This window comes from Nonomuraea sp. NPDC003201 (genome assembly GCF_053590415.1).
Map to the genome: position 1 here is coordinate 15049 of NZ_JBSFTC010000080.1, position 23670 is coordinate 38718.

Genomic DNA, 23670 nt, shown 5'->3' on the forward strand with positions numbered 1-23670 from the left:
CGAGATGGCCGAAGTGGATGAGAGCGGGCTGGCTGGTCCTGAGGAGTTCGGGACATCGAATGAGCTCAAGGTGCGGCCGGACGTCAACCTGCTGGAGACCTATCTCGACGAGGTCCACAAAGGACAGTTGCGAGTGCCGAAGTTCCAGCGACCCTTCGTCTGGCGACCCGAGCAGATGCTCGACCTTTTCGATAGCATCGAGCGAGGCTATCCAATCGGGAGTCTGCTGCTCTGGCAGACTGATATCGAGCTAGAGAGCCTAGGCGAGGTCGGCGGACTAAGCATTCCTAACGCGCCGGGCCGTTCCACTATCTTCATCCTTGACGGACACCAGCGGCTCTCGACCCTATATTCCTGCCTGTACCGTACGGAGAAGTCGGACAATCCGAACGATCCAACAGCGTGGATCTGGCACATTTACCGCGTGCTCGGGCAGAGTGAGAATCGGGCTACCCGCTACGTTCATTGGCGGAAGGCCGGACCACCGCCAGCCAACTACCTGCCGATCCGGTCAGTGCTCAAGACACTCGATTTCCTCTCCTACGCCCGCCGGCTAGGCCGTGACTACAACGATGATGTCTACAACGCGATGGTCGAAGAGGCAGAGGAGGTTGCGCAGCGGATCAAATCCTACAAACTCTCAGTCGTGACGCTGGTCGGCGGCAGCCTGACTCAGGCCGTCGAGGTCTTCTCCCGAGTCAATAGCAAGGGCCAGCCAATGAGCCCAGACCAGATGGTCTCAGCGCTAACTTACAAGGGAGGCGAGGAGAGCCTTGCCAACCGGATCGAAGCGATCCTCGAAGGCATTGCCGCGCAGGGCTTCGGCCAGATCAACGAGACGGTCGCGTTCCGCTCCGTGCTCGCTGTGGCCGGCGAGGAAGAGGTCACTGGAGCGCGCTGGGATGTGCTCGCGCGCAGGGTCGAGGGCAGGTTGGCCCAGGCGACGTCCGACACCAATGATGCTTTGACACATGCCGTGGCCTTTCTCAGGGAACAGATCGGAGTACCGCTCGCCCGATTGGTCCCGTACAACAATCAGCTGATGCTGCTGGCATTGTTCTTCCACCTATGCCCGGAGCCATCCGAGGATCAAGCCGAAGGGCTCGTTCGCTGGTTCTGGATCACGTCGTGGTCCGGACAGTTTGCCAGCGTGAACTCCACCACAAGCCGCCAGTCGATACAGGACATGCGCGCCTTTGCCACAGGTGCCAAAACGCTCGATGACTTTACGGGCGGCCAGGGCATGTTCGACTTCGCAGAGCAGCGCCCGCGTCCTTTTCCCGACCGGTTCGACCTACGCAGTGCCCGAGTCCGCGCCTACCTACTGTGGGAACTCCGCCAGTTTCCCGACCGAAACGCGCTGAACGGTAAGCGGTATGAGGCGATCGACGCCATCCGCAAGCTGGACACTGCCGCCTTTCAGAGGATTTGGAACACGCCCGGCTTGCCAAGCGGCTCCAGCCCCGCCAACCGCGTGATCCTCGACGCCAATCCTGGACTGTCGTCTAAGAGCTACATGCTCCGCTGCCTTGACCGGGCCGCGAAAGAAGGCAGCCTTGGCATTACACAAGATGTGCTCTACCGGTTCCGGCTCGGCGATGAAGAAGGTTTCATTAGTCTCCGTGCAGCAGAACTGGCCCGCCTCGAGCAGCAGTTCATCCAAACGATGGGTGCTGCCATGCCCCCAGCAGCCGTGGGCGACATCGAGATCGACACCGAATGAAGCCCAAAGCACACTCATGGCCTCAGAGATACCCGACAGCGGCTCCTTCGCGGTGAAAACCGCTCGCTTGCGGATAGTTCATCGCCGATGAGTTCCACGTGATAGCCGTGTTGCAATGGACTGGGGACATGCACGGGATGATCTTGCGCAGCACCCACATCACGTTGACTATTTTCCCAGCTCAAGCCACCTAAGAGGACGGAGTAGCTTCCACTCCCCTACAGCAGGTGTTGACGGATCGCGATCGTGCCTGGGCGCCGAGGGCTGCAGCCTCACGCCCGGAACGTCCGGCGGTGGGCATCCGGCGGTACGCCAATCGTGCGGTGGAAGTGGCGGCAAGGTGTCGTCGCCGTGTCCATGCCCGGAGCCGCGGCCTGAGCAGTTGGCACCTCACCACCGGAACGCTCGCTTACGGCGTAGTTGTGGCAGCGACTGGGTGGGCGCCGTGTCCGTTTCGCCGGTGGGCGGCTGGGGTACCCGATGACGCTCTACCAACCCTGGAGTGGCCCTTCCCCGCTCCGCTCGGCCCCCCAGAGCGTCATCGGGGAGTTCACCGTGGCCGGCGTCGTCACCAGGCATATCTCTCGTTTCCCTGCGGAGGGCCCTCCCTCATGCGACTATCGCCCCTACACGTCGGTGATTCTCCACCGTTGTCCGCCTCATGCCGCCGTCGGCGGAGTAGGAGCAGGCTGTGAGAAAGCCCAGGTGCCACTAGGGCGCCGGTAGGGCGGATCCTCCACGGGCAGCGGCAGGCGGATCGTACGGAGCAGACCGCGATCGGGCGCTGAGCACCTCCGGTTTTTGCAGTCCTGCTGACACGAGAACTTCGACTCTCGGGTGCGTGTCACGCCCTCGACAGCCGGAGGCGTGCTTCTCCCGGCCTCAGCCGGAGAAAGCATCAGATGCGTTGTCTGCCATGAAGCGTCCAGAAGGCATCTTCCCCTACATCGGCACGATCACTTATGCCGAGCGGCTTGCCGATGCCGTTGAGAACACATGCGCCCAGGAGGGCCTAATCGCGCCGCCGCGTGAAGCCGTCATCGAGGGACTTGCCTCAGCCCTAGGCGACACAGAAATCAAGAAGCTTCTGGAGACCCGGCGCGGCAAGCGCGTGCTCGCTCCGAGCAGTTACCGGGTCGTGCAAGCAGGTGACGAGAAGGTTCTCCTGCTCATCTGCGATGTCCATGGCGCGGGCGTCGTTCCCTGGGACCTGAACGACCGCACCGTCGGCGCGTGGACCCCGCCGACCGCGGAGGCTTTCCGCCGGGTCACCGAGCTGGTCGCGGCGGAACGCGCCGTAACGCAAGCAGAGAAGGACCTGAAGTATGCCGATATGCAGCTTGAGGCTCGCCGCCGCGCCGGAAGCGACGAGCCGCACGCCGCCGCCGCACTCGCGGCCGCGGACGACCAGCGCAAACAGGTGGCCAAGGTCCTCACGGAGGCGCAATACCAGCGGGATCGCGTTCTCTCGTCGCTCGGCAATCGCCGCCCCCGCCCCATCATCCGCCCAGCGGAGCACGACGGGCAGGCGTCGGCGGCGTTCGCGCTTGCGCCGCAGCCACAGGACGTCGCAGTTCACCTTCAGCGCTACGGGTCGGAGCAGCTCCGCCGCTTCGGCCGGCGCCGCGGTTACGACCTCGAGGAATCCCTGGCCGCATCCGGCCAGCTATCGCGGGGAATGTGCGCGCTCCAGCAGTGGCAGATTCAACGACCGAGTGGGGAGATAGATCGACTCTGGCGCATGGTCGCCGTGACGGCGAACAACAGGGCACTGGCTCGTCTCAGCATCTACGGCGTCCGCGCCGAGGACCTCGTGACCGGCATGCCGCAGTCGCAGTGGCTGCTGCCGAACGAGACCGCCGACTCTGGGCTTCTGCTGCTCAACCAGCAGGAGGTGCTGAACCGCATCTCCCAGACGCTGAACGCTGCACGGTCCGAAGACGAGGTAAGCCCAGATCATGCCGCCCAACGGGCCGCAAAGATCACGACCGTACCCGCCGAGGTCGTGGTCGGCTGCAGCAACCCGGCTGGCCTGGAACACGTCCTGCGTGCGTTGAACGTCGACGACCACCTGCGCGGTGTCCAGCCGTACGAGGAGGACGCACGTCTGATCGCCCTATGGGCGATCATCGTGGACGCTTATGCCACCGAGGAGAAGCTCCTCGCCGCACTGGGCGACGCCTTTCCCCGTGCCAGGGGCGCCGACCGTCTCGATGAGAACGCAGTACGAGCCGCTCTCACCGCGAACGGGCCGCTCGAAGCCCTCACTTCACTGTTACCACTCGAGGAGATGCCCACAGCCGCCGCGCTGCGTGACATCGCCATCCGTGCCATCACTGCGCTGATCTTCCCGATGCTGCCCTCGGAGCCTGAGGAGAAAGCACAGAGTGGACGGCGCAAGTGGCGTGACACCGGGGAGTACTGGCCGATCGTCCGTAGTGCCCTGCAGGAACCCGCATGGAGCCAGATCCGGAGGAAGGACGCCGATGCTCGGACCAAGCTTTGGTCCGCCGCCGTCGCCCAGTTGTATTTGCACCGCGGCAACATCCTCTCCGCGAACGGCCTGTTTGGGGTCTCTGACGTCAAGGAGGGCTTTCAGCAGGATCCCCGGTCGATCCAGAAGCTGCTCTTAGAGGCGGAGGCTGGCGACGCCACAGCATGGTCAATGCTGGTCGACCGGATGGTCCCAAACCTCATCCACGCACCTGAGCCATTGATCACCCCCGGCCAGGGCAGCGAGGCGGGCGACAAGCGCAAGGGCGTCCGCCGCACCCCAACGAGTGCCGTCGCGACCCTCAAAACGGCCTTCACACGAACGTCGCCAAGGGCCACTAGAGAGCTCCTCATCGCCTTCGCTAAGGCGATGATCGCGCATCCGGACGCGACCGACGCTCCTCGGGGACCTAACGGCGCGACGCCGATCTGCTATGGGGAGCAGAACATAACCGTAGGGCGGAGCCCGATCGTCCCAGGCATGGCGCTCGCTCCGGACGCCGACGGCAACCCTACCGGCCTCGTCATGGACAAGGCGTGGTTCGACGACACGTTCCCGCCCGACATCGCGCCGTCGGATGATCCCATCGACGTCACGGACGAGGAGGCGGACAGCAGTAGCTCCGACACCACGCGACGGATCAACGACGAAGCGTCTCTGGATCCCCGGGCTCTGCTTGAGAACCTCCGCCGCGAGCTTTCTGCCCGGATCGAGGTAACTGCCGGCATCTATGAACGCGCCGTTCAGGGCGCTGAAGAGCTGCTCGGAGACTTCGATACGGCGCACCGCCTCCGCATCCAGCTAGAGGAGGAGCCCTTGTCTGCAGACCAGCGAATCGAGTGGATGGAGCGCCTCGCCAAGGTTCGTGACGCGGCACAGGCCAGCGTGACGGCACTTCAGCACGCCGAGGCCCTGATCCTGCAGCTGTAGCGAGCAGAGCTGTCCGACGTCGTCCGGCCCTCACAAACGACCATGAGGTGCGGGGTAGAGGGCCGGTACGCCGTCGGACAGATTCAGAGCCCTAGGAACAGGGTGATATCTGAGACACGAGGACCTACAAGCGACTTTCGCCCAGGTCACGCCGCGTAAGGATCCCTATATAGCCGCCACTACCGCGGAGCGTTCATGGGCACGCCATCATAGTCGAGCAGACGAGCACCAAGCTTGGCCAGCATCACGTTGGTGGTGCGGTCGACGGAGTGCAACACGGTGCCGCGCATTCCGCGGGTAGCAAGCACCCTGTAGGTGTTGCGGACCAGGAAGTCGAAGTCGAGCGCGTCCTCGACCGCCCTGTCGCGGTTCTGGCTGATGTCGGCCTGCCAGCCTCCGTCGCGCCAGACCAGGTCTGGGCCGAAGATGACGCCGGCCCAGGCGTACTCGAAGCCCTGCGCGGTGTAGATGCAGCCGATCTGGCCGTGGCCGCCTGGGTGTGTCGCCCACAGTGTGTGCGGCGGCCTGTCGCCGACCCACTCGTCGCCCTGGACGTTCCATGGCCTGTTCCAGCCATTGATGCGTATGTTGTCGACAAGGGTGCCGTCTTTGCGGGGGGACGACCAGGGCCAGCAGAAGCCGGCCGCGATGCGGGCGGTGCTGTTGGTCTCGGCAGCGCGCCTGTTGAGGAACTTCTCCATCGCCTCGGGGGTGGGGGCGACGTACAGCTCGTAGTTCTCCAGCGGCCGCCACCGGCGCGGTGGTTCTCCAGCCACCAGCCCGAGCAGCTGTTCGACCCAGCGGATGTACTCCGGGTCGCCGCCGCAGCGGAACTGGCTGCGCAGGTCGATCCGCAGGACCTCGTGCTTCATTTCCTTGGCCGCGTTCTCGATCAGCTGGATGGTGCCGTCTTCGCCGGGGCGCACCACCTGGTGCTCGTCCAACAGGAAGACGGGTACGTCCGCCGCCTCGATGAGCTGCTTGACCTGGGACGGGCCCGTGCCAGGTGCCTGGCGCCTGATCCGGTGCGCCTCGTCGGCGATGAGCACGTCCAGCTTCGAGCGGAGGGTTTCGAAGCTGTTGAAGTACCGGAAAATGCGCCTGGCGCGCTTGTCCTCGCCGGCGTACTCCCACAGCGTGCGGGTGAAGGATCGGCTGCCGGTGGCGTGCGCGACCTTCAGCCCGTCCTTGCTGCACGCGGCCAGCAGCTCCAAGGCGATCACGCTCTTGCCGGTGCCGGGGCCGCCTACGATCAGCACGACCCGCTTGTTGCCCCGACGGCTCGCCGCCAACTGGGCCTTGACGTACTCGACGGCTTTGCGCTGCTCGTCCAGCAGAGGGAAGACGGAGCGTCCGCGCACGCTCTTGTTGACCGCGGTCATCAGGCTGTCGGTCGGTGACACGCGGGCGGACAGTAGGTCGTGAGCATGCTCGAGTGCCATTTCGCCCGAGAGGGTCTTCGTGAGCATGGCCGCGAACCGTTCACGTTCCTCCGGTTCCTGACCGTACATCTGCGTGCGCTTCGCGCCGCCCTCCAGCTCCTGGCTGTCGCCCTGGATCGTCTCGAGGACCGCGGCGGGCATGTTGTGCAGGTTGACCAGGCTCATCACCTTGGCGGTCCGCAGCATCGGCACGAAGTCGCGCAGAACCTGCCGGTACCCGTCAGCCTGGACGGCCGGGTGCAGGTGCGGGTTGCGGCCAGGCGCGTTCGGCACGTGCACCATCTGCGTGCCGCGCACCGGCCGGACCTGCGACCACTGTTTGTTCTCCACCACCACGACGCAGATCTCACCGGTCTCGCGCTCGCTTCCGACCAAGACGATGTCCATGCGTACGTCGCAGATCGGCGCGGTCAGCTCGACCAGCACCTGCACGTCTTGCAGTCCGGCGCTGATTAGCAGGTCGACGACGGTGGGGATGCTGCCGCCCCACGAGGCGCTCTCGCTCTCTCTCGGCTTCGCTCCGTGCATCGCGACGAAGCGTCGGCGCAGTTCCTCGACCAGATGACCTTGGGCGATGATCTCGGCGAGTTCACCGGCACTGCCCTGGTACAGACAACGCAACGCCACGAGAGCGCTCCTTCGGAACGACGGCCGACGCAACGGTCAGCAGACGGACGGGGGCGAAGAGTGGTGCGAGCCGTACTGTAGCGATCATTGCTGACAGATTAGGACAGATCAGGGCAGCACCCGTGCGCAGATATAAAACTGGCGTCTCCGCTGGCCGAACCGCGAACCCACCCATCTCCCCTCACAGGAGGTGGGCGGAGCGCGCCCACCTGCGATCACGCGGCCGTCACAATGACCCTGCCGTTCAGCAACGCGTAACCCTCGTCAGGCCCTGCGTACGGGCCAGCAGCGACGACTGCCGCGGCGACATTGTCGTCGGCCATCTCCGCCTGGAGCCCAGCACGGAGGGTGCCAGCAGTGAAGTGCGCCTCCACTTGATCGCGGTAGAGCTACGCGGTGGGCCACCAGGCAAGGGTGACGAAAAGTGGGCTGCCGCCAGAGAACCGAACCGCCCCGCCACCCTGGAAACGGCTCTAGCAGAAGGAGCCTCGGTGGCGCTCAGCCGGAGCTTGGCGAGCACCGCCTGAAGGCGCGGTGCAGTTCAATGTTGCCAGCGGTCAGATGAGGCGTCAGCGGCAGCCTGCAAGCTTCGATGAGCAAGTGCAGCCTGGTTGCCAGCCCGCCGCGGGACCGTCCGAGCGCATGCCGCTTGTGGGGACATGTACGAGATGATCTTTGGGGTGGCACACGCCGCGCGAGGCATCTGCCGAGCTCAGAGGGTGCATCCCAGCTGTATAGCCTCCGCCCTCCTAAGCTGGTGTTATAGCTGCCTCGCGGCTTCCACTCCTCGATCCTCACCGGCCCTGGGGACGGGTCCACACGCATCGAGGTATGCGATTCTCATCTCTGCTGTACAGCCAAGGAGTACAGCAACGCACGCTCGCGCCAGCACACAACGCCGCTCACCATCGTCTGGTTGACCAAGGAGATAGGCCTCCTGGCACTGCGGTGCCGTTGACTGCAGATCAGAGGGCGTTCTCCCACGCTTCCGCTTCTCGGTGGAGACGCTCGGCCAGCGTCTTCAACTTGCGTTTGAGGTCGCGCCTAGTACTGCCTCGGGTTTTGATCGCGTGGCAGTTCGGACACAATGCAATCATGTTCGCCGGGTGGTCGCGGCCCTGGGCGGCCCGTTCGTTGACGTGGTCGACTTCGAGGATGGCATCGCCCCTGTCGGTGACATCAACCGGTTGGCCACCGCAGTCCGGGTTCTCGCACATGCCCTGGGCACGCAGCATCACGGCGATGCGAGCATCCCCAGAGCGGAAGTAGCGGTCAGAAGCAGTGCGGGTCGTTCTGCCGTGGTTGAGCGCTTCCTTACGCTCTACTGACGCACACAGCTTGCGATACTGCCGGCCTGCATCTCGTTTGGTGACCGCAGTAGGCGCTTCTGTCTCGAAGGTTTCGTCGTGCGTCTGCTGGTCATCTTGAGCAAGCCGGTCTAGGACTGACTGTGGCCATTGGTCACGGAACGGAGACGGCACCGGGGCCAGTACCCACGCGAACTCGCGCCGCCACTGCTTGTCCTCGCCCTTGCCCCACACCAGGCGCCGGTCCACGATGACAGTCCACGTGTCAAACCCCCATTCGCCGCCGGCGGGCTGGTGCCAGTACCTAATGGGCTTCTGTTCCTGCTGGCAGACGAGCAGTTGTGCGTTGCCTCCGCCTTTCAGAGTTTGATCGCCATTCAATCCTTGACCGCGGTACTCGATCAAATCCGTGCCAGGAATGGTTCGGTCGTCGTAGGGGCCTTTAGCGTCGGAGAAGACGCACATCAGCCCGTCGTCGAGGGTGCCGATTCCGCTGGTCCACTGGCCACCTAGGTCTGCGTGAATCGCGGTGCGCTTGGGGAAGGCCACGGATCCGGGGATCGGAAGGATCAGGTCAGCCTCTCGGCCGGCTGGCAGTACACCGTCCAGGCCAACGGCAGCAACCAGCCCCACCGGAATGGGGTTGAAGAAGCGGGCCAGTAGGGTCGCAGCCGCATTCGCTACCAGACCAGGGTCCCCACTCAGCATCGCGTACACCGCCGGTGTGAAGCCGGCTTCGGGATTGACGTGGTCAAGCACGCTGATGGCAGGCCGGCGTCGCCCGGGCGGGGGTGCGATCCGGTCCGCGTTCTTGATCTCCCAGAGAGCGTCCGTGGCGTGCAAGATCCAGAACGGGTATTGGGCGCTATCGGCCGTGGCACCGTTGCCGTAGGCCGCCTCGAGTTTCTCAAACGCAGCGCGCGTCTCCCGCCAGGTGGTTAGCCGCGGCGCGCCAACGGCAACCCGGCCGAGTAGCCACAGCAGCAGAAGAGGACGGTGCGTAGGGGCGCTGCCTCGCACAGAGCGAGAGGACAGCTGGCCGATCATCTTGATGAAGTCGCGTCGAGGGGTGGGGGAAGTAACCACGGATAAACGCTAGCGGGCTGCCCCGACAAAATAGGACATGTCGGGGACTCATGTCCGGGGCAATCCACCATTTGCCACATGAGCCGCGCCTCTCCTCAGGCTTCGCCTTGGCGGAGGCGCGCAGCACCAACGTGCCGTTCTGTGGTCCGCCCTGGCGGCTCTCCCCTGGTACCGGCATAGGACCCACGGCATGTCATCGCCAGGCGGGCCCACTCAGAGATGAGGACTGAGGCGTTTAGCGATTCCACCGGTCTCATCGAGGTCGAGACGAGGCACCTCGCCCGACCGCGTGCCGCCGTCGGGCAGAGTGCCGGCGACATGGAAGTGAACATAGGGACGGTCTGGTGCGCAGGCGCCCCGTTGTTCTGCCAGACGGCGATGCCGGCGCGAGCACCCCGACAGCGACCTGCCCGAGGGGAACATCTTCATCCAGCCCTGGCCCGCCGCGGAGACCCAGTCCCACCAGGACCAGATGATCTACTACCAGTACCGAGCCGATTGGGCGCGGCACACCCTACACGGCATCGTCAGGCGCATCCTCCCACGGAGATCATTATCGCGCCTCCTCGGCGCCACCGGCCGGGCTCGAGGGCAACTCGGGCACCCATGGTGCGCCGACCTCGCGGGGCAGGTAGGTACCGGGAACGCGCAACTCGCGTCGGACGTTTTCGTGGACCGCGTTGAGAGCGCGAACATACTCCTGGTTGCATGTTTCCCACGAATCCTCGTCCGCGTCGAGCAGACCCCGTGCGATCCACTCCAACCGCCAGACCTCCCGGTTCAGCAGCCGAACTACAGCCACTACATCGGCGGCGCCGATCAATGCGACCATCTCGCTCGCGCCGGCTCGCCGCGCCTCTGCCTCCGTGAGTAGAGCTAAGGCGTCATCCCCTTTCAGAGCCGCAGCGCGTTTGTCGATTCCCCGCCCGGCGACGATCCGCCGGGAGATCCGGTTCATCGACTTAACTGCATCGAGGTACTCGACATACGCCGCCAGCTTCTTGTCGGCCCAGTACCGCACTTGATCACGGCGGAAGCGCAGCCGGTCAACGAAGGCGGTGGCGGCAAACGTGGTAAGCGCGCCAACTACGACGGCAAGCAAGGTAACAGCCGCATTCGTCACTCGTTCATTCTGACGATCACGAACCAGTCTGTCACCATATCGAACACCTGATCGCTTGCTTTCGCTTCGCACGCTGTTTTGAATTGCGATTCACCGGGGCGACCGGAATCCCATACGGAGGACAACATGGGCGGGCGAGACCGATCAAATTCCAACTGGTCATCCGTGCCAGCCAGCGTGCTCGAGGATTTCGACACCTATCTCGCGGAGGTCGACCGAAACGTCGAACTTATCAAGGTGTTCTCTGGCGGATTCAGCGGCGCGCAGGTGCTTCTGGTGCGGGATCGGGTCGCCCGGAGCCCTCAGCGGCAACACGTCCTGAAGTTCTGTCCGGACGCCGCCGAGCCCGACCGCATCTTCGTGACCTACAGCGGAGCGCCGACCGAATTCGCGAGACATCATCTCGCGAAGCCTCTTGACAAGGTACAGCGTGGCCGGTGCGCGGCCGTCTTCATGGAGGTTGCCGGGCAGGACCTGGCCAACTGCCTCTCACTTGCCGACCACCTCGACCGACCTGACCTCGCAACGATCTGCCGCACCATCGTCTCCTCCCTACTCGAGGGCTGGAACGCCCACAGTACGAACATCGACACCCCGCTTACCGTGGCCGAGTACTTCCGCCTCTTGCTGGGTGAGGCACGGCTGAACGGCGACGGCCCGCTTGCTACCTTTGCGGCCCGCACCGGCGTAGACCCTCGAGCCGAGACCGTGCGTCTCCCCGGATGGGATCGGGAGATGCGCAACCCTCTCACACTCGCCGATCCCGGCACGCTCGGCGGGGCGTCGCGACTGCCGGGCGGTGCCCTGATCGGTGACGGGCACGGCGACCTGAACGTCTCTAACCTGCTCATCCCCGGCTACCCAAGCTTCACACCGGAGCGGTACCAGATCATCGACTACGGCGGCCACGGCACCGAGCGCCCGATCACATGGGACCCGATGTACTTACTCGTCTCGATAGCCACTCGGTGGCTAGGGCACGTTAACCCAGGCTCGGACTCCGCACGCGGGCTCGTGCGCGTCCTGGCCAGGCACCGCGACCGCGAGGCCGGCTTCGGGCTCAGCGAGCACCGAACCGTGGTCAAGGCCGTTTACGAGGCTGGCTACGAATGGGTCCTGAATCAGTCGTATGGCGACCGCTGGCTGCCACAGTGCGCCCTTAGCCTCTGCGCCGCGGGTCTAATCTTCATCGGCAGGAGAGTCCCAGGGGTAGATACCTCCCTCGACCACTGGTTCTTCGAGCTCGCCGCTGAAGCAGCCGAGGACTTCGCCGAGCAGGTAGATATCCCAACTGGCGTCGTATACCTCACTTCGTACCGAAAGCGTCGAAACGAGTGGCCGAACAAGACCTCGGGCGACACCGCAGAGTTCGTCCGGCTCCTCGAAGAGACGGAGTTCGCCGATGGCTGGGCCGACCTACGCCGCGGCACCCGCGACTTGCGGGCGTACCTCGGCGAAGAGCATGACCACACTGCTGGCTCCCCTTACGCCGACAGCATTCGGTCCCTGGTCTGCGAGTTGCGGCAAGCGCTGGAGGATGCCACGGACGCCAGCCTCGAGAAGGGACCTCATGAACGCGCCACCCGCCGAGCCGAACGGATCAAGAGAACGCTGCTGGCCCTGCTCGCCACCTAGGCAGCAGCATGGGGGCTGCAAGCCCGGGTGGGGGCGACTATGGCGAAGCTCTAGAGGCCGCCCAGGCGGCACTCACTGAAATCGACCAGCAATGGAACCGACATTCGCATATCCTGCGGCGGCGGGTCCTGCAGGAGCAGGGGAAGCTGGAAATCGTGCAGGAGAAGTTCGGGAAAGCCATGGCCAAGCTAAGGCCGCTGCTGAGCACACGGGATGCGCGCCAACTTGAAAAGCTCGCGCGGCAGGCGTCCGCGGCGATCTCAGAGATAATCATCCACGTCGAGACCGAATACCAAGACGAGTCCTCCGCCCGCCGAGGGTGGACCGAGGTTCACCTGGGTCTGAAGGAGCAACTCGGCCATCTTGGGGTCTTCCTTCACGATCTGTCCGAGGCGGGGAAGAGGTCAAGCGGCCTCGAGGGCAGCCCGAGGGAACGCTTGACGGTACGGCTGCGCGACGCGGACGGGGCCGCCTGAGACGGGCAGCCAGCGGCCTGCTTGGGGCTACGTCTACCTGTCAATATTCGCCGGGATGGTAAGGCAAAGAACACCATGCTGACTCAGCGGGTCCTGTCGATGGGCTCCGCCTGTCCCACCTTTTGCTCCTCATGAGCGTGAAACGAGCTATCTCACCGGCACAAAACCGTTCAGTGCTCGCTCCCGCGCATGCCGAAGGCTCGTCATGCGGCGGCTACTACCTCGCGGGGTGCCCGTAGCGCTTCATACACGTACTTACGGGACCCGCTTTTCGGGGTCGAAATTTCGACAAGAATCGTGGATTTTGGGTTGGCGAGGCGATAACCGACTCGTGCGGGATTATCGTCGGCTATCTACCGTTATTCATGAGAACCATGATGGCGACGGCTAGCGATAGCCAGTTGGGCGATCCGCGTCGGCCAGCTTGCGCCAAGGTGCTCATTTAGGAGCCGGACCAATTCAAAGCCCGAAATCAGTTCCAATCGCGAATTCTCTCGCGACAGATTAATTGCCCCTCTTGTAAAAACGCTGCAAGTGACGAGAACACCCTTGTTAACTTTTTCATTTGAGACCACACCAAGCAGGGCCCTTACAAGAGCAACCCCCACCGGCGCACTGTATCGCTTCACCTCTATAAGAAGTCGTTCAGATCTTCCCACCTCCCGCCGAGCCGCTATGACATCTCTCCCTCCATCCTTCGAACGAGGTGTCAGCTCGGTTTCATATCCCATACTGTCATACAATCGCTCGATCAAATATTCAAAATCCCGTGGATCAATTGCGGCAAGTGCCGCAAGATATTCTGAGTCTGTCTTAGGATTACTGATCCAACGTGCACGAATGACATCCTCAGCGTCACCCAAGGCCCAGATCAGATCATCAGTCAGATGGTGCATGTGTGCAATGAAATAGGCCTTAATAGCTTGCAGTGCAAGTCCGGGATGATTGGGAAGCAGGTCGAGAATCCAAGTAATTCCTTGCCATGATGTTTCATCATAGCCGTCTAGATTTAGGGCCCTACGCCAATACTCCGATTCCTTGAGACCCGACAACAGCTCAGGATGCTCCTTTTTGATCAAATCATAACTCATCAAGTTGATTTGCTTGAGCTGAGTGATATTCATGTTACGCGGAAGAAGGCGCCTCAGGAGCGCACGGACTTCAGCCTCAGTACGAGTCTCGATAGAAGCAATAAACTCCTCCCTGAGCGGCTCATTTGGGAAGCGAACGAGTTCGAACCGCCGTTGTCTTGAAGTTGTCGCCGCCAGCCACTCTTCCAGGTCTCCCCAGCTTCCATCAATTAAGGATTTTGATTGTGGCACACGCACCTCCTATATCACTTCCAAAGATGTTGAGCCCTGCTGGTCACGCGCAAGTCCAACACGAGACTAGTATGGCCTTAATGATGTCGTAGCGCTAGTGTTTATCTGCCAGAACAAGCGAGCTGCGACGTGATAATAAGTGCTGAGGTCGGCAGCCCCGAGCGAGGAGCTACCAAGTACGCAACACCAACATGTGAAAATACATGTACTGGTCAGATCAGCGCATTCGAGGATGTCTGGCGGCGCTACGCCAGCAGTGCAGTTTCTCTAAGACGCGGTAAGGCTTGCCCGTGCACTTGGAACTCGATGTCCTCCCACAAGCAAGAGTGGACGGATCACATCCATGCCACCTTCAATTCGATGACATGTGAAAGCCATCCATGTCCTCGAGCTTGAGTACCAGCGGACTTTCACTGGAGGGCTGCCACGAATCAGCCGACCGCAGATATTCCGCTCCACAGCGCGCGGCTAGGCGGAAGAACCACCAGCGGGTGTGCTCGTCAAGGTTTCCGAATGTGCAGTGTAGCAATCCAGCGGCCAGCAGTGACAAGGGCAATTGATTGAGCCAGTCATCACGGAAGTCATCAGCAATTAGTGCTCTACCGTCGGCATCGTGCAGTTTACACGTCAGCGGCGCGAAGAGGTCATCCTGTCCTTTGCCAAGAAGGATCTGCTCGAACAGTTCCTCCTGGGTGTGCACGTTCTTTGGGATACGCTGCGCGACAATGGAGAGCAGCAGCATGGCAGGGTCCCGGGCCAGGGGCGCACTCTTGTCGAACGTGGTCAGATCGACGAGCCTGTACTGATCGGGCAACAGTTTTCCTTCCCTCGTACGCGGAATTAGGATATTGCCCATATGCAAGTCGCCGTGCGTGAATCCGCGCAGGTGCTGGACGTTCTGCCGGCCGACAATGTCCCCGACGGCCATGGCCAGTGGATTGGGCAGCAGCGCGGGGGTCCGCTCGCCCTCGAACATAATCCAGCGAGCCTCTGGGCGCAGCAGGCCTTTCTCCTTCGCCCAGATGTGCAACTTTCCACGCGGAGCAAATCTCTCGCGAAGCTCGCTTCGTAGATATTCGCTTGAATCGATGTCCGAATATGGATCGGCGCCATTTCTGTTCCACTCGCGGAGCAATCCCTTCAGAACTTCATCGAAGGCGGAGATAATCTCGCTAGGAGAGGTCAATTCTGTCATTTGGCACATGTTGGTAAAGCTGCCACCGGCAACCTCTTGAAGAAGTACATAACCCCCGCTGTCGCCGAGCCTCGGTGAATGTGGCTTTAGATTGACCAAGTGAGCGCTGCGGAAGTCTCTGGGGCTGGCGTCCAATGCACGGCGGTGCCGTCCAGGTTCTCGCGACAAGGGCCCTGGCGGGCATATTTTGGCAACGACCTTGCTAGTGCGTTCGTCGCTGCCGGATGGCGCTTTGATAATCAAGCCGAGAAGTCGGCTCTGCGTGTATCCTCTTTTGGCCCAGAGTGGCAGATTCACCGATATTTGATAGTTACCGGTAGCAGCCCAGGCTCCCAGTGCCTTCGCGGCGGCTTCACCCAGATACTCAACAATGATTCCATAATGATCTCGGCTTACCTGGAGAGGACCATCCAGTGTGGCCTCCGAGGCCAGTTGGTCGAGTTCACGCATGAGGGCAGTGGGGTCGTTGAAGAGATGGCGGTGATTGTCCAGATGTGCCTGCTCAGCTGCTGACAGCCATCTGGTCACAATCTTGTCGTTAACCTTGATGAGCAGCGTTTGCTCAAGCGTCACGACTGCGCGGCTAACATTCTCGAGCGCAGCGACTAGGGCATCCAGAGCACCGGCCTGGATCTCATCACCTGGTGGGGTTTCGTCACGCAGCGCTCGACCCATCTCCTCGAGCTGCTCATCTGCCGTCACACCCGGATCATTTGTCCGGAACCTCATGACGTAGCGATTACTGTGGGGCCGATCCGCGACAGGAACTTCGAATCCGAAGGCGCCGACGAACTGCACGACAGCATCCTCAACCTTTGCAAGCATGTCATCGTCGGCATCCGCGAGTCTGATCTCCAGCCCCGCGGGCTCTGAAACCTCATACTCGCCGAGTGCGAGCGCCAAGGCGGCGTCCAGGTCCAGCGTAGAGCCTTCCGTGAATTCCCGACTGTATCTCTCCATGCCTAGGGCCGTCAGGCAGTGTCTCACGCACCTGTGGTGCTCATCAGCGAGCCATGGTGCGCCAAGCATTCGCAGGCCTGCTGTCTTCCAGTTCTGCTGAAGGGCACCAAGCAGCCGTGCTGACACCACCGGCTGGTCGAGCGCTTTGTAGATACGGGCTATGGTCTCCAGGGCGATCAGCATGCCCAGCGTGTCGTGGAAGTGCCGCTTTATCCGCAGGCTTTCCAGCACGCCGTTAAGGGCCTCGCGCGTTCTCCCAGTGGCCAATCTGAGCTGGGCCAATACCCAGAGCGCGCTGGACCGAAGCCAAAGTTCACCACGCTCTTTACATACGTCCAGGCAGTCGAGCAGAAGGGACTCGGCCTCGTCCAGCTTGCCCTGCGCGATCAGCACAATAGCGAGCTCGACGACAGCGGGCAGCAGGCCGGGGTTGAGCTCGTTGTTGTCGATGTTGAACTCGATCGCCACACCCAGTAGCGCGCTGGCCTTCCGCAGGTCGCCTTGCAAGAGAGCGACGGTGCCCTGCATCTTGGAGGCGAGTATTACGGCCTTGGAGTCGCCAGCTATGACGGCCTCCGTGCTGCACTTCTCGGCCGCGTCGAGCGCGCCGGTGCAATCCCCCTGGGCACTCTTGACGTACGAGAGTACCCACAGCGCCTTGCACCGCTCCTTGCCCACCTCCGAATTCGCCTGCAACGCCCGCTCCAGGTACAGGCGGCCCTCACGTGCGAACCCGCAGCACACCCACACGAACCACAACGACGACAGCAGGCTCAGTGCCAGGATCTCCTTGCCCGGCGTCTTGAGCGCATGCTCCATCGCCACCCGCACGTTGTCGTGCTCTTGGCGCATGCGGACGAACCAGTAGATCTGTCGGGGCCCCGACCAGGCGTCCTGGCTGCGCTGGGCCAGATTGAGGTAATACTCCAGATGGCGTTGGCGCAACTGCTCCTTCTGACCAAGCGTGTCCAGCCACTCGTCGCCGTATTCGGCCAGGGTGTCGATCAGTTTGTACCTGACCCCGGCGTGGTTGCTTCTGATTAGGAGGATTGACTTCTCCACCAGGGCGGTGACCAGGTCCGTGATGGCCTCCGCCGGCAACCGTCCGTCGGAGCACACGAAGCGGGCCGCGTCGAGCTCGAAGTCGTCCGCGAACACCGACAGCCGCGCCCAGAGCAGCCGCTCAGACGGCTCGCACAGCTCGTGGCTCCACCCCATGGCCGCGCGCAGCGTCTGGTGCCGCGGCAGCGCCGTGCGGCTGGCGCCGACAAGCAGGCTAAACCGGTCGGCCAGTAGGTTCAGGATCTGCTCCACCGACAGCGCGCGTAGTCGCACCGCCGCCAGCTCGATCGCCAGCGGAATGCCGTCGAGCCGCCGACACAGCTCGGCGACCGAGTTGACGTTGTCCTCGTTCAGCTGGAAATCTGGCAACACCGCACTGGCCCGTGCTGCAAACAGCTGCACGGACTCGTTGGCGAAGTAGTTCTCCACTGGGTCTTCCCCAGGCACCTGCAACGGCGGCACGGGAACCACATGCTCGTACGGCAGGTTCAGCGACTGCCTGCTGGTAGTCATCACCTTCAGATTGGGCGCCGCCGCTAGCAGCTCCTCCATCAGCTCCGCACACCCGCGCACGACGTGCTCGCACGTGTCGATGATGAGCAGCATGTCCCGCTCGCCCACCCACTCCGACAGCGACTCTGACTCCGCGCGCGAAGACCGGTCGGCAATGCCTAACGCAGAGGCGATCGCCTGCTTGATCAGCCCATCGTCCTGCACTCGCGCCAAATCGGCGAACCACACGCCGTCGGGATACTGCGATCGGACCTCGTGCGCCAACCGCAACACAGTGCGGGACTTGCCTACACCTCCGATGCCGGTGACCGTGACCAGACGGGACTCGGCAAGGTGCCGCTTGATGCTGCCGAGCAGACGGGCGCGGCCGACGAAGGTGGTGACCTCGCCGTGCAAATTTCCAGACCGTCGGAAATTCAGCTCTGCCATACCTCTCCCTAAGCGCTCAAACAGGGCTTGGGGGCAAGCCTACGAGGAAACAGCCAACGCGGAGATCCCAATTATGAATGTCAGTCCAAGCCTCAATCGCATGACTAGCCAACAAAACGATCAAACAAGAACTAATGCCCATGTGGGACGAATCTTAGATATGGTGCTATTTTTCGCATCTCGTCGCTCTAGCTTCTAGTGCAATGCCCCATGACGAGCTTGTCGTGGGGATGCTGGTCGCTTTCACTGTTGGTGGCTGCCGACTGTCCAGCCGCTCGGTCCGGACCCTTGCCATCGGACACCATGAGCCGTCTTAGTGATCTTTCTAGATGCATCACTGCATGAACATGAACCCCTGTGCTTCAGCGCCTGCGAGACTGACCGCGCGCTAAACGGGCCTAGCTGTGGCCACGATCATCTCCTCTGCCCCGCCCAAGCAGACCTCTGCAAAGCGACTGCAGTCGGGAAGTGACCTTCCGAGTTGCCCTATGCTTCCGGCATTGCGGCCTGAGAGCCCCGCACTTCGGATCAGCCACCGGAGGACGTGGTTGCTCTCGCGTCCGAGAACGGGGACATGCGCGGGATGATCAAGCGAGACATAAGAGTCCGTCACTGCGTTTTAGCAGGTCATCCTATGTGAATAGGCGTCCACGCCCGCGCTCTCCTAATGCGAGCCCTCTTGTTAGCGTCAAGGGCGCCTGCGAGTCGAACGCACAACCCGCCCCGATCTATGGGGTGATCGTTGGTTGTGAGCCACCACCAGGTGCCAGCGAATCAGATACGTAGTCTCGGGCTGTAACGAAGTGCATGGGCAGCAGCGGCCTGCCGGGCAGGGTTACGGAGCGCGATCTTGTCCGTTCTTTACCTGCACTCGTGTCCGAATTCGCGCCTGGAGACAGGTATTTAAACAGTGACAGGGACCAAGTGACTCGGATGATCGGGCCACATCACCATGACACGACCCAACCACATCACCCTTCGACGTCCATCATCCATGACACGCATCAGACCCAACGACCTCAGCCAGAACAGGCCCTGGCATGCGCCGCCGAGCGGCTCGCCTGGGCCGGCTCAACGCGATCAAGGGTCTGCTGAGCACCTCAAGTCAGGGTCGGTCACCAGATGGGGCTTGATTTCGCTTGTCCGCCGTGCGCAACCATCCCCGAGCGCACAACCTCCCGACCCACGCTGGCACTCCCGACGGTCTGCTCATCATCGTCACGGCGCCTCACAGCGCCATGCGATGCGTGCCTCCCGTAGCGACGACCGAATCGGGCTTGAGTGCCGCCGCCGAGGTGGGCGTCGATACGTCGTGCCCGGCACCGCACCCGGGGCGGTGGGCGATGGTGAGCATCACGCTCACCCGATCACCTGCGCCGCCCCATCCGTGCTCGTGCCGGGCGGGGCTGCGGCAGTCGCGCGTCCTTCCCGGCCTGGAGGCCGGCGATGAGGCGCGCGCTGACGTTGGCCGAGATCCAGCAACTGCCAGCTGTGGTCGACGTGGTCACCGCGGGACGGGCGCTCGGACTGGGACGCACCACGGCCTACCAGCTCGCCAGAGACGGCCACTTCCCCTGCCGGATCATCCGCATCGGCAAGAAGTACCTGGTGCCCACGGCCGCCCTGCTCGCGCTGCTCGGCGATCACACCCTCATGGAGGAGGACAGGACAACCGATGGCTGAAGGCAGCACGTTCAAACGCTGCTCCTGCCGCGACGGCGACGGCAAGGAACTCGGGCAGAAATGCCCCAAGCTGCGCCGCCCCAGCGGCGGCTGGAACCACCGGCACGGCATCTGGCACTACCAGATCGAACTACCACCCACCCCCGACGGCAAGCGCCGCGGCCCGCTCCGCCGCGGCGGCTTCACCAGCCAAGACGACGCCGAAACCGAACTCGCCCATGTACGCGCCCTGCTGGCGTTGGCCGGTCCGCGCGAACCCGCCACCCGCGCCCAGATCGCCGACCTGATCAAGCGCACGCTGGCCGAGACCAAGACGCTGCCCAACATGGAGACGGTCCGCCGCAAAATCAAAACCGGGCTGGACCTGACCCAGGAGATCACCGTCGAGCAGTGGCTGGAGGAGTTCCTCCAACGCAAGCGGAAGATCGAGGAGAGCACCCGGCGCTCCTACGAAGGCCACATCCGCCTCTACCTGATCCCCTACCTCGGCCAGCTGGCGTTGGACCGGCTCAAGGTCAGCGACATCGCGGTGATGTTCGAGCAGATCGAAGAGTTCAACGACACCATCGCCGAACGCCGCTCCAGCCCCGACCCGAGCGTGCGGGCCAGCGTCAAACACCGGCGGCCGGTCAGCATCGCCACCATGCACAGCATCCGCGCCACCCTGCGACACGCCCTGAACATGGCCATCCGGCAAGACCGGCTGCTCGACTTCAACCCCGCCGCCGTACTGGAACTACCGGCCAAGACCCGGCCCAAGGCGTTGGTGTGGACCGACGACCGGGTCCACGACTGGCAGACCGCCTTCCACGAACGCCTGCGAGCAGACAAGCAGCGCCGTGACAGGCGGCGGGTGGATCCGATCGACGCCTACACCAGCACGCCCCGACCTTCCCGGGTGATGGTCTGGACCCCGGCCCAGACCCGGCTGTTCCTGGAAGAGGCCCAGCGGCACCGCCTCTTCGCCCTGTACCGGCTGATCGCCTTGCGCGGGCTACGCCGGGGAGAGGCGTGCGGGCTGCGCTGGAAGGAGGTCAACCTCGACACCCACACCATCACGATCAACTGGCAACTGGTCCAGCTGGCCGGACAGGTCCACGAAGGCACACCCAAGACCGACGCCTCGGTACGCACCATCGCCCTAGACGCCGAAACCGCCACAACACTGCGTGCACACCGGCAGCGGCAACTGGCGGAACGACTGGCCACCGGCGAGGCGTGGAAGGACACCGGGTTCGTCTTCACCCAACCGGATGGCGACCGGCTGCATCCCCAGCACGTCACTGACCAGCTCCTGTGGCTGGCCTACCTCGCCGGCCTGCCACCCATCCGCCTCCACGACCTCCGCCACGGCGCAGCCTCGCTGATGCTGGCCGCCGGGGTAGAGATGAAGGTCGTGCAGGAGACACTGGGGCACACCTCCAGTTCCTTCACGGCCGACACCTACACCTCGGTCTTCCCCGAGGTTGCGATGGCGGCCGCGGAGAAGACCGCAGCACTTCTGCTCGCCGAGGAGGAGGACCAGGAGGAGCCGGGAGAGGTGATCCCGCTGCGGGCCTGACCCGCTCCATCAGGAACCGGCCCCGTGATCGCCGCGCTTGCACGGCGGGACGGGGCCGTTTCCTTTGCCAGGGTAGTCCCCAACAGGCCGATGTCGATCATGGTGTGTGCGGGTGGGTGCGCGCGAGCACGTACGGAGCACGCAACCGCTAAACGAAAATTCTAGAACGCATCCGATCCCGCATAACCGCAGGTCAAACCATGATCAAAGCGCGCCCTGCAGGATTCGAACCTGCGACCGTCGGATTAGAAGTGGAACACCTCTCTGATGCCTCACATGGTGGCTGATCTGCTTCTTGGCCGGTTGGCTGGGGTGCTCTCGATGCTGACCATTCCGCGCATATTCCGGATCTTGTTCTCGTTGGTGTGCCACGCTGACGGGTATGAGGAGGGCTTCACTGCGTAGGGTCCTGGCAGTCAAACCGAACAGCCTCTGGCTGGTCATTGTTAACGGGGCTTGGACCGTCGAGTCAGCTGAGGCCGGGACGGATACTCCCTTTGAGAGATCGAGGTTGTGGCTCCTGCCGCTGTTGGAGAGGTCGCGAGACGAAGTGGAAAGTGAGGCCAGGCGGCAGCTTGGCCCTGATGATCCGGACCTCGCCGAGGCGCTGCGGGCAGTCGTTCACTGTGGCCTGATGCAGCAGTCGGAGTACTGGCTCTCTAGGACTCTGGCATGGATGGCGGCTGATGAGGTAGTGCTTTTCGCTGGCCTGCTTCGAGAGATCGCCCTTGGCCAGCGAGGATCCCAAGCTAGTCAGCACGCGGCGAAGCGACTTCTGAAAGAAAGTGGGCTCTGGTCAACCGGCCATCGACCACCGTCGTAGCTAGTTTGGACGATTTCGGTACATGATCTCTGGACCTGCTGCGGTGCAGGTCAGCGTGACAGTCATCCTGTCCGCGCTTCCCCGCGACTCCCCCTCGTTGACCGCCCTGACGGGCACGCAACGGGCACGCTTCCGAAGCGCCGACGGTTTTACAGCGGGCCGACGCTCCAGACCGCATCGGGCACTTGACCTCGGCGTACGGTTCTCGTCTTCCCCTTGCCAGGGAAGATCATCCCGCGTATATCCCGCGGGGCAGAGCCAGCCAGCTCCTTGGAACCTGTTTCCAGATCGGTTCAATGCAAGTCAGTGGCTGTGTACGGTCTTCCCTTCAGCAGTACACCTGCCATTCCTCATCAGGGACGTAGCCCTCTGTTACATCACAGACACGATCGGCCCACTCGCGGGCAACGAAAACCGGACGCGTCAGGAGGATGTCTCCAGCGCGTTGCGCACGCAGCACGAGCCCAAGCTCGTCAGCTCCAAGATCTCCGTACTGTGAGCAGCGAACCGCTTCCGGCAGTCCCCGTGACCGCATGTGATCAACGAATAGATCGAACAACTCGGACGGCACACGTCCAACCAGCCGAAGGCCGTCGATCGTCACCTGAGGACCGTGACGTGCATCAACCGCGATACAGGACAGCCGACCAGACTCGGCGTAGTACGTCGTCAGGGCATGGCCGTATGAGGTGGGCAGACGGAACCACGCCAAGCGCCCTCCCCATCTGCAAGGGCCTGAGGAAGGGGGATTCGCATCCAGTGCAGCGATCACCTCGTCATGACTCATCCCGAACCGCAGTGGTCCAACGCTCACGAGCGGCGTGAAATCCCACTGCAGACGTTCCGTATCGCCTAAAACGAGGCCTATGGGTTTCATGGACTGCACCCTCTCGATGCCCAGTCAGCTCATTGCAGCCGCACCCTACCGTGCGAGCAGAAACACATCCTCGGGGTAAGCCCTCCAGATGACTGAGCAGTGCGTTATGGGCTGCAGCCGCATCATTCCTCTCAATGCCGATCGACCTCACCGGCCCGCCTACAGAGGTCACCCACGCTTCCTCGGTGAGCCAGGGTGAGGAACGAACCCTGGACCGTCGATCGCCCCCAGCAATCTACGGTGACCGGCCATGCAGTGGCGATCGTAGGGCTGCATCTGTGCGGCGGGGTGGCAACCTCGGCCGGAGCTCGCCGATCGCGCCCAGCAGCTCGGTGAGCAGCCGGCGTCGTTCCCGCGGGTCGCGGGCCGATGTCGCGTTGTAGGCGTCCATCAGGTCCATGG

Annotated in this window: 12 protein-coding genes; 6 read left to right on the forward strand and 6 right to left on the reverse strand. The window is 63.0% G+C overall.

Annotated elements, in window-relative coordinates; all coding sequences use genetic code 11:
- Positions 1–4: 4 nt before the first annotated feature.
- Entirely contained in the window at positions 5–1723 is a 1719-nt protein-coding gene (locus ACWDX9_RS26320) for a DUF262 domain-containing protein (protein ID WP_449958287.1), read from the forward strand.
- Between the two features lie 916 nt (positions 1724–2639).
- On the forward strand, positions 2640–5147 hold the full coding sequence (locus ACWDX9_RS26325; RefSeq protein WP_449958290.1) for a hypothetical protein: 2508 nt from the start codon (positions 2640–2642) through the stop codon (positions 5145–5147).
- A 179-nt stretch (positions 5148–5326) separates the two neighbouring features.
- Here the strand turns inward: ACWDX9_RS26325 and ACWDX9_RS26330 are convergent, their stop codons facing one another.
- The 3 genes from ACWDX9_RS26330 to ACWDX9_RS26340 form a co-directional block, all read right to left on the reverse strand.
- A complete protein-coding gene (locus ACWDX9_RS26330; RefSeq protein ID WP_449958293.1) occupies positions 5327–7216 on the reverse strand; it encodes a DUF2075 domain-containing protein in 1890 nt (629 codons plus the stop codon).
- A 965-nt stretch (positions 7217–8181) separates the two neighbouring features.
- Positions 8182–9609, reverse strand: a complete 1428-nt coding sequence (locus tag ACWDX9_RS26335; protein WP_449958296.1) for an HNH endonuclease signature motif containing protein — start codon at positions 9607–9609, stop codon at positions 8182–8184.
- A gap of 553 nt (positions 9610–10162) precedes the next feature.
- Positions 10163–10732: a hypothetical protein gene (locus tag ACWDX9_RS26340; RefSeq protein ID WP_449958298.1), complete on the reverse strand. Its 570-nt coding sequence runs from the start codon at positions 10730–10732 to the stop codon at positions 10163–10165.
- A 177-nt stretch (positions 10733–10909) separates the two neighbouring features.
- Between ACWDX9_RS26340 and ACWDX9_RS26345 the strand changes: the two genes are divergently transcribed.
- Together ACWDX9_RS26345 and ACWDX9_RS26350 are read left to right on the forward strand one after the other, a co-directional pair.
- Positions 10910–12367: a hypothetical protein gene (locus ACWDX9_RS26345; protein ID WP_449958301.1), complete on the forward strand. Its 1458-nt coding sequence runs from the start codon at positions 10910–10912 to the stop codon at positions 12365–12367.
- Between the two features lie 8 nt (positions 12368–12375).
- Positions 12376–12843: a hypothetical protein gene (locus ACWDX9_RS26350; protein WP_449958304.1), complete on the forward strand. Its 468-nt coding sequence runs from the start codon at positions 12376–12378 to the stop codon at positions 12841–12843.
- Positions 12844–13202: 359 nt separating this feature from the next.
- Here the strand turns inward: ACWDX9_RS26350 and ACWDX9_RS26355 are convergent, their stop codons facing one another.
- Together ACWDX9_RS26355 and ACWDX9_RS26360 are read right to left on the reverse strand one after the other, a co-directional pair.
- Complete coding sequence (locus ACWDX9_RS26355) at positions 13203–14165, reverse strand: restriction endonuclease (protein WP_449958307.1); 963 nt, start codon at positions 14163–14165, stop codon at positions 13203–13205.
- Positions 14166–14517: 352 nt separating this feature from the next.
- Positions 14518–18324: a tetratricopeptide repeat protein gene (locus ACWDX9_RS26360; RefSeq protein ID WP_449958311.1), complete on the reverse strand. Its 3807-nt coding sequence runs from the start codon at positions 18322–18324 to the stop codon at positions 14518–14520.
- Between the two features lie 1446 nt (positions 18325–19770).
- Here ACWDX9_RS26360 and ACWDX9_RS26365 point away from each other — a divergent pair.
- Positions 19771–20007 carry a helix-turn-helix domain-containing protein gene (locus ACWDX9_RS26365; protein ID WP_449958314.1) on the forward strand — a complete coding sequence of 79 codons (237 nt, stop codon included), beginning with the start codon at positions 19771–19773 and terminating at the stop codon, positions 20005–20007.
- Entirely contained in the window at positions 20000–21568 is a 1569-nt protein-coding gene (locus ACWDX9_RS26370; protein WP_449958317.1) for a tyrosine-type recombinase/integrase, read from the forward strand. The genes ACWDX9_RS26365 and ACWDX9_RS26370 overlap by 8 nt, the downstream gene beginning before the upstream one ends.
- Positions 21569–23503: 1935 nt before the next feature.
- On the opposite strand, the gene ACWDX9_RS26375 is transcribed toward ACWDX9_RS26370, so the two are convergent.
- Positions 23504–23668, reverse strand: a complete 165-nt coding sequence (locus ACWDX9_RS26375; protein ID WP_449958320.1) for a maltose acetyltransferase domain-containing protein — start codon at positions 23666–23668, stop codon at positions 23504–23506.
- Positions 23669–23670: the final 2 nt, after the last annotated feature.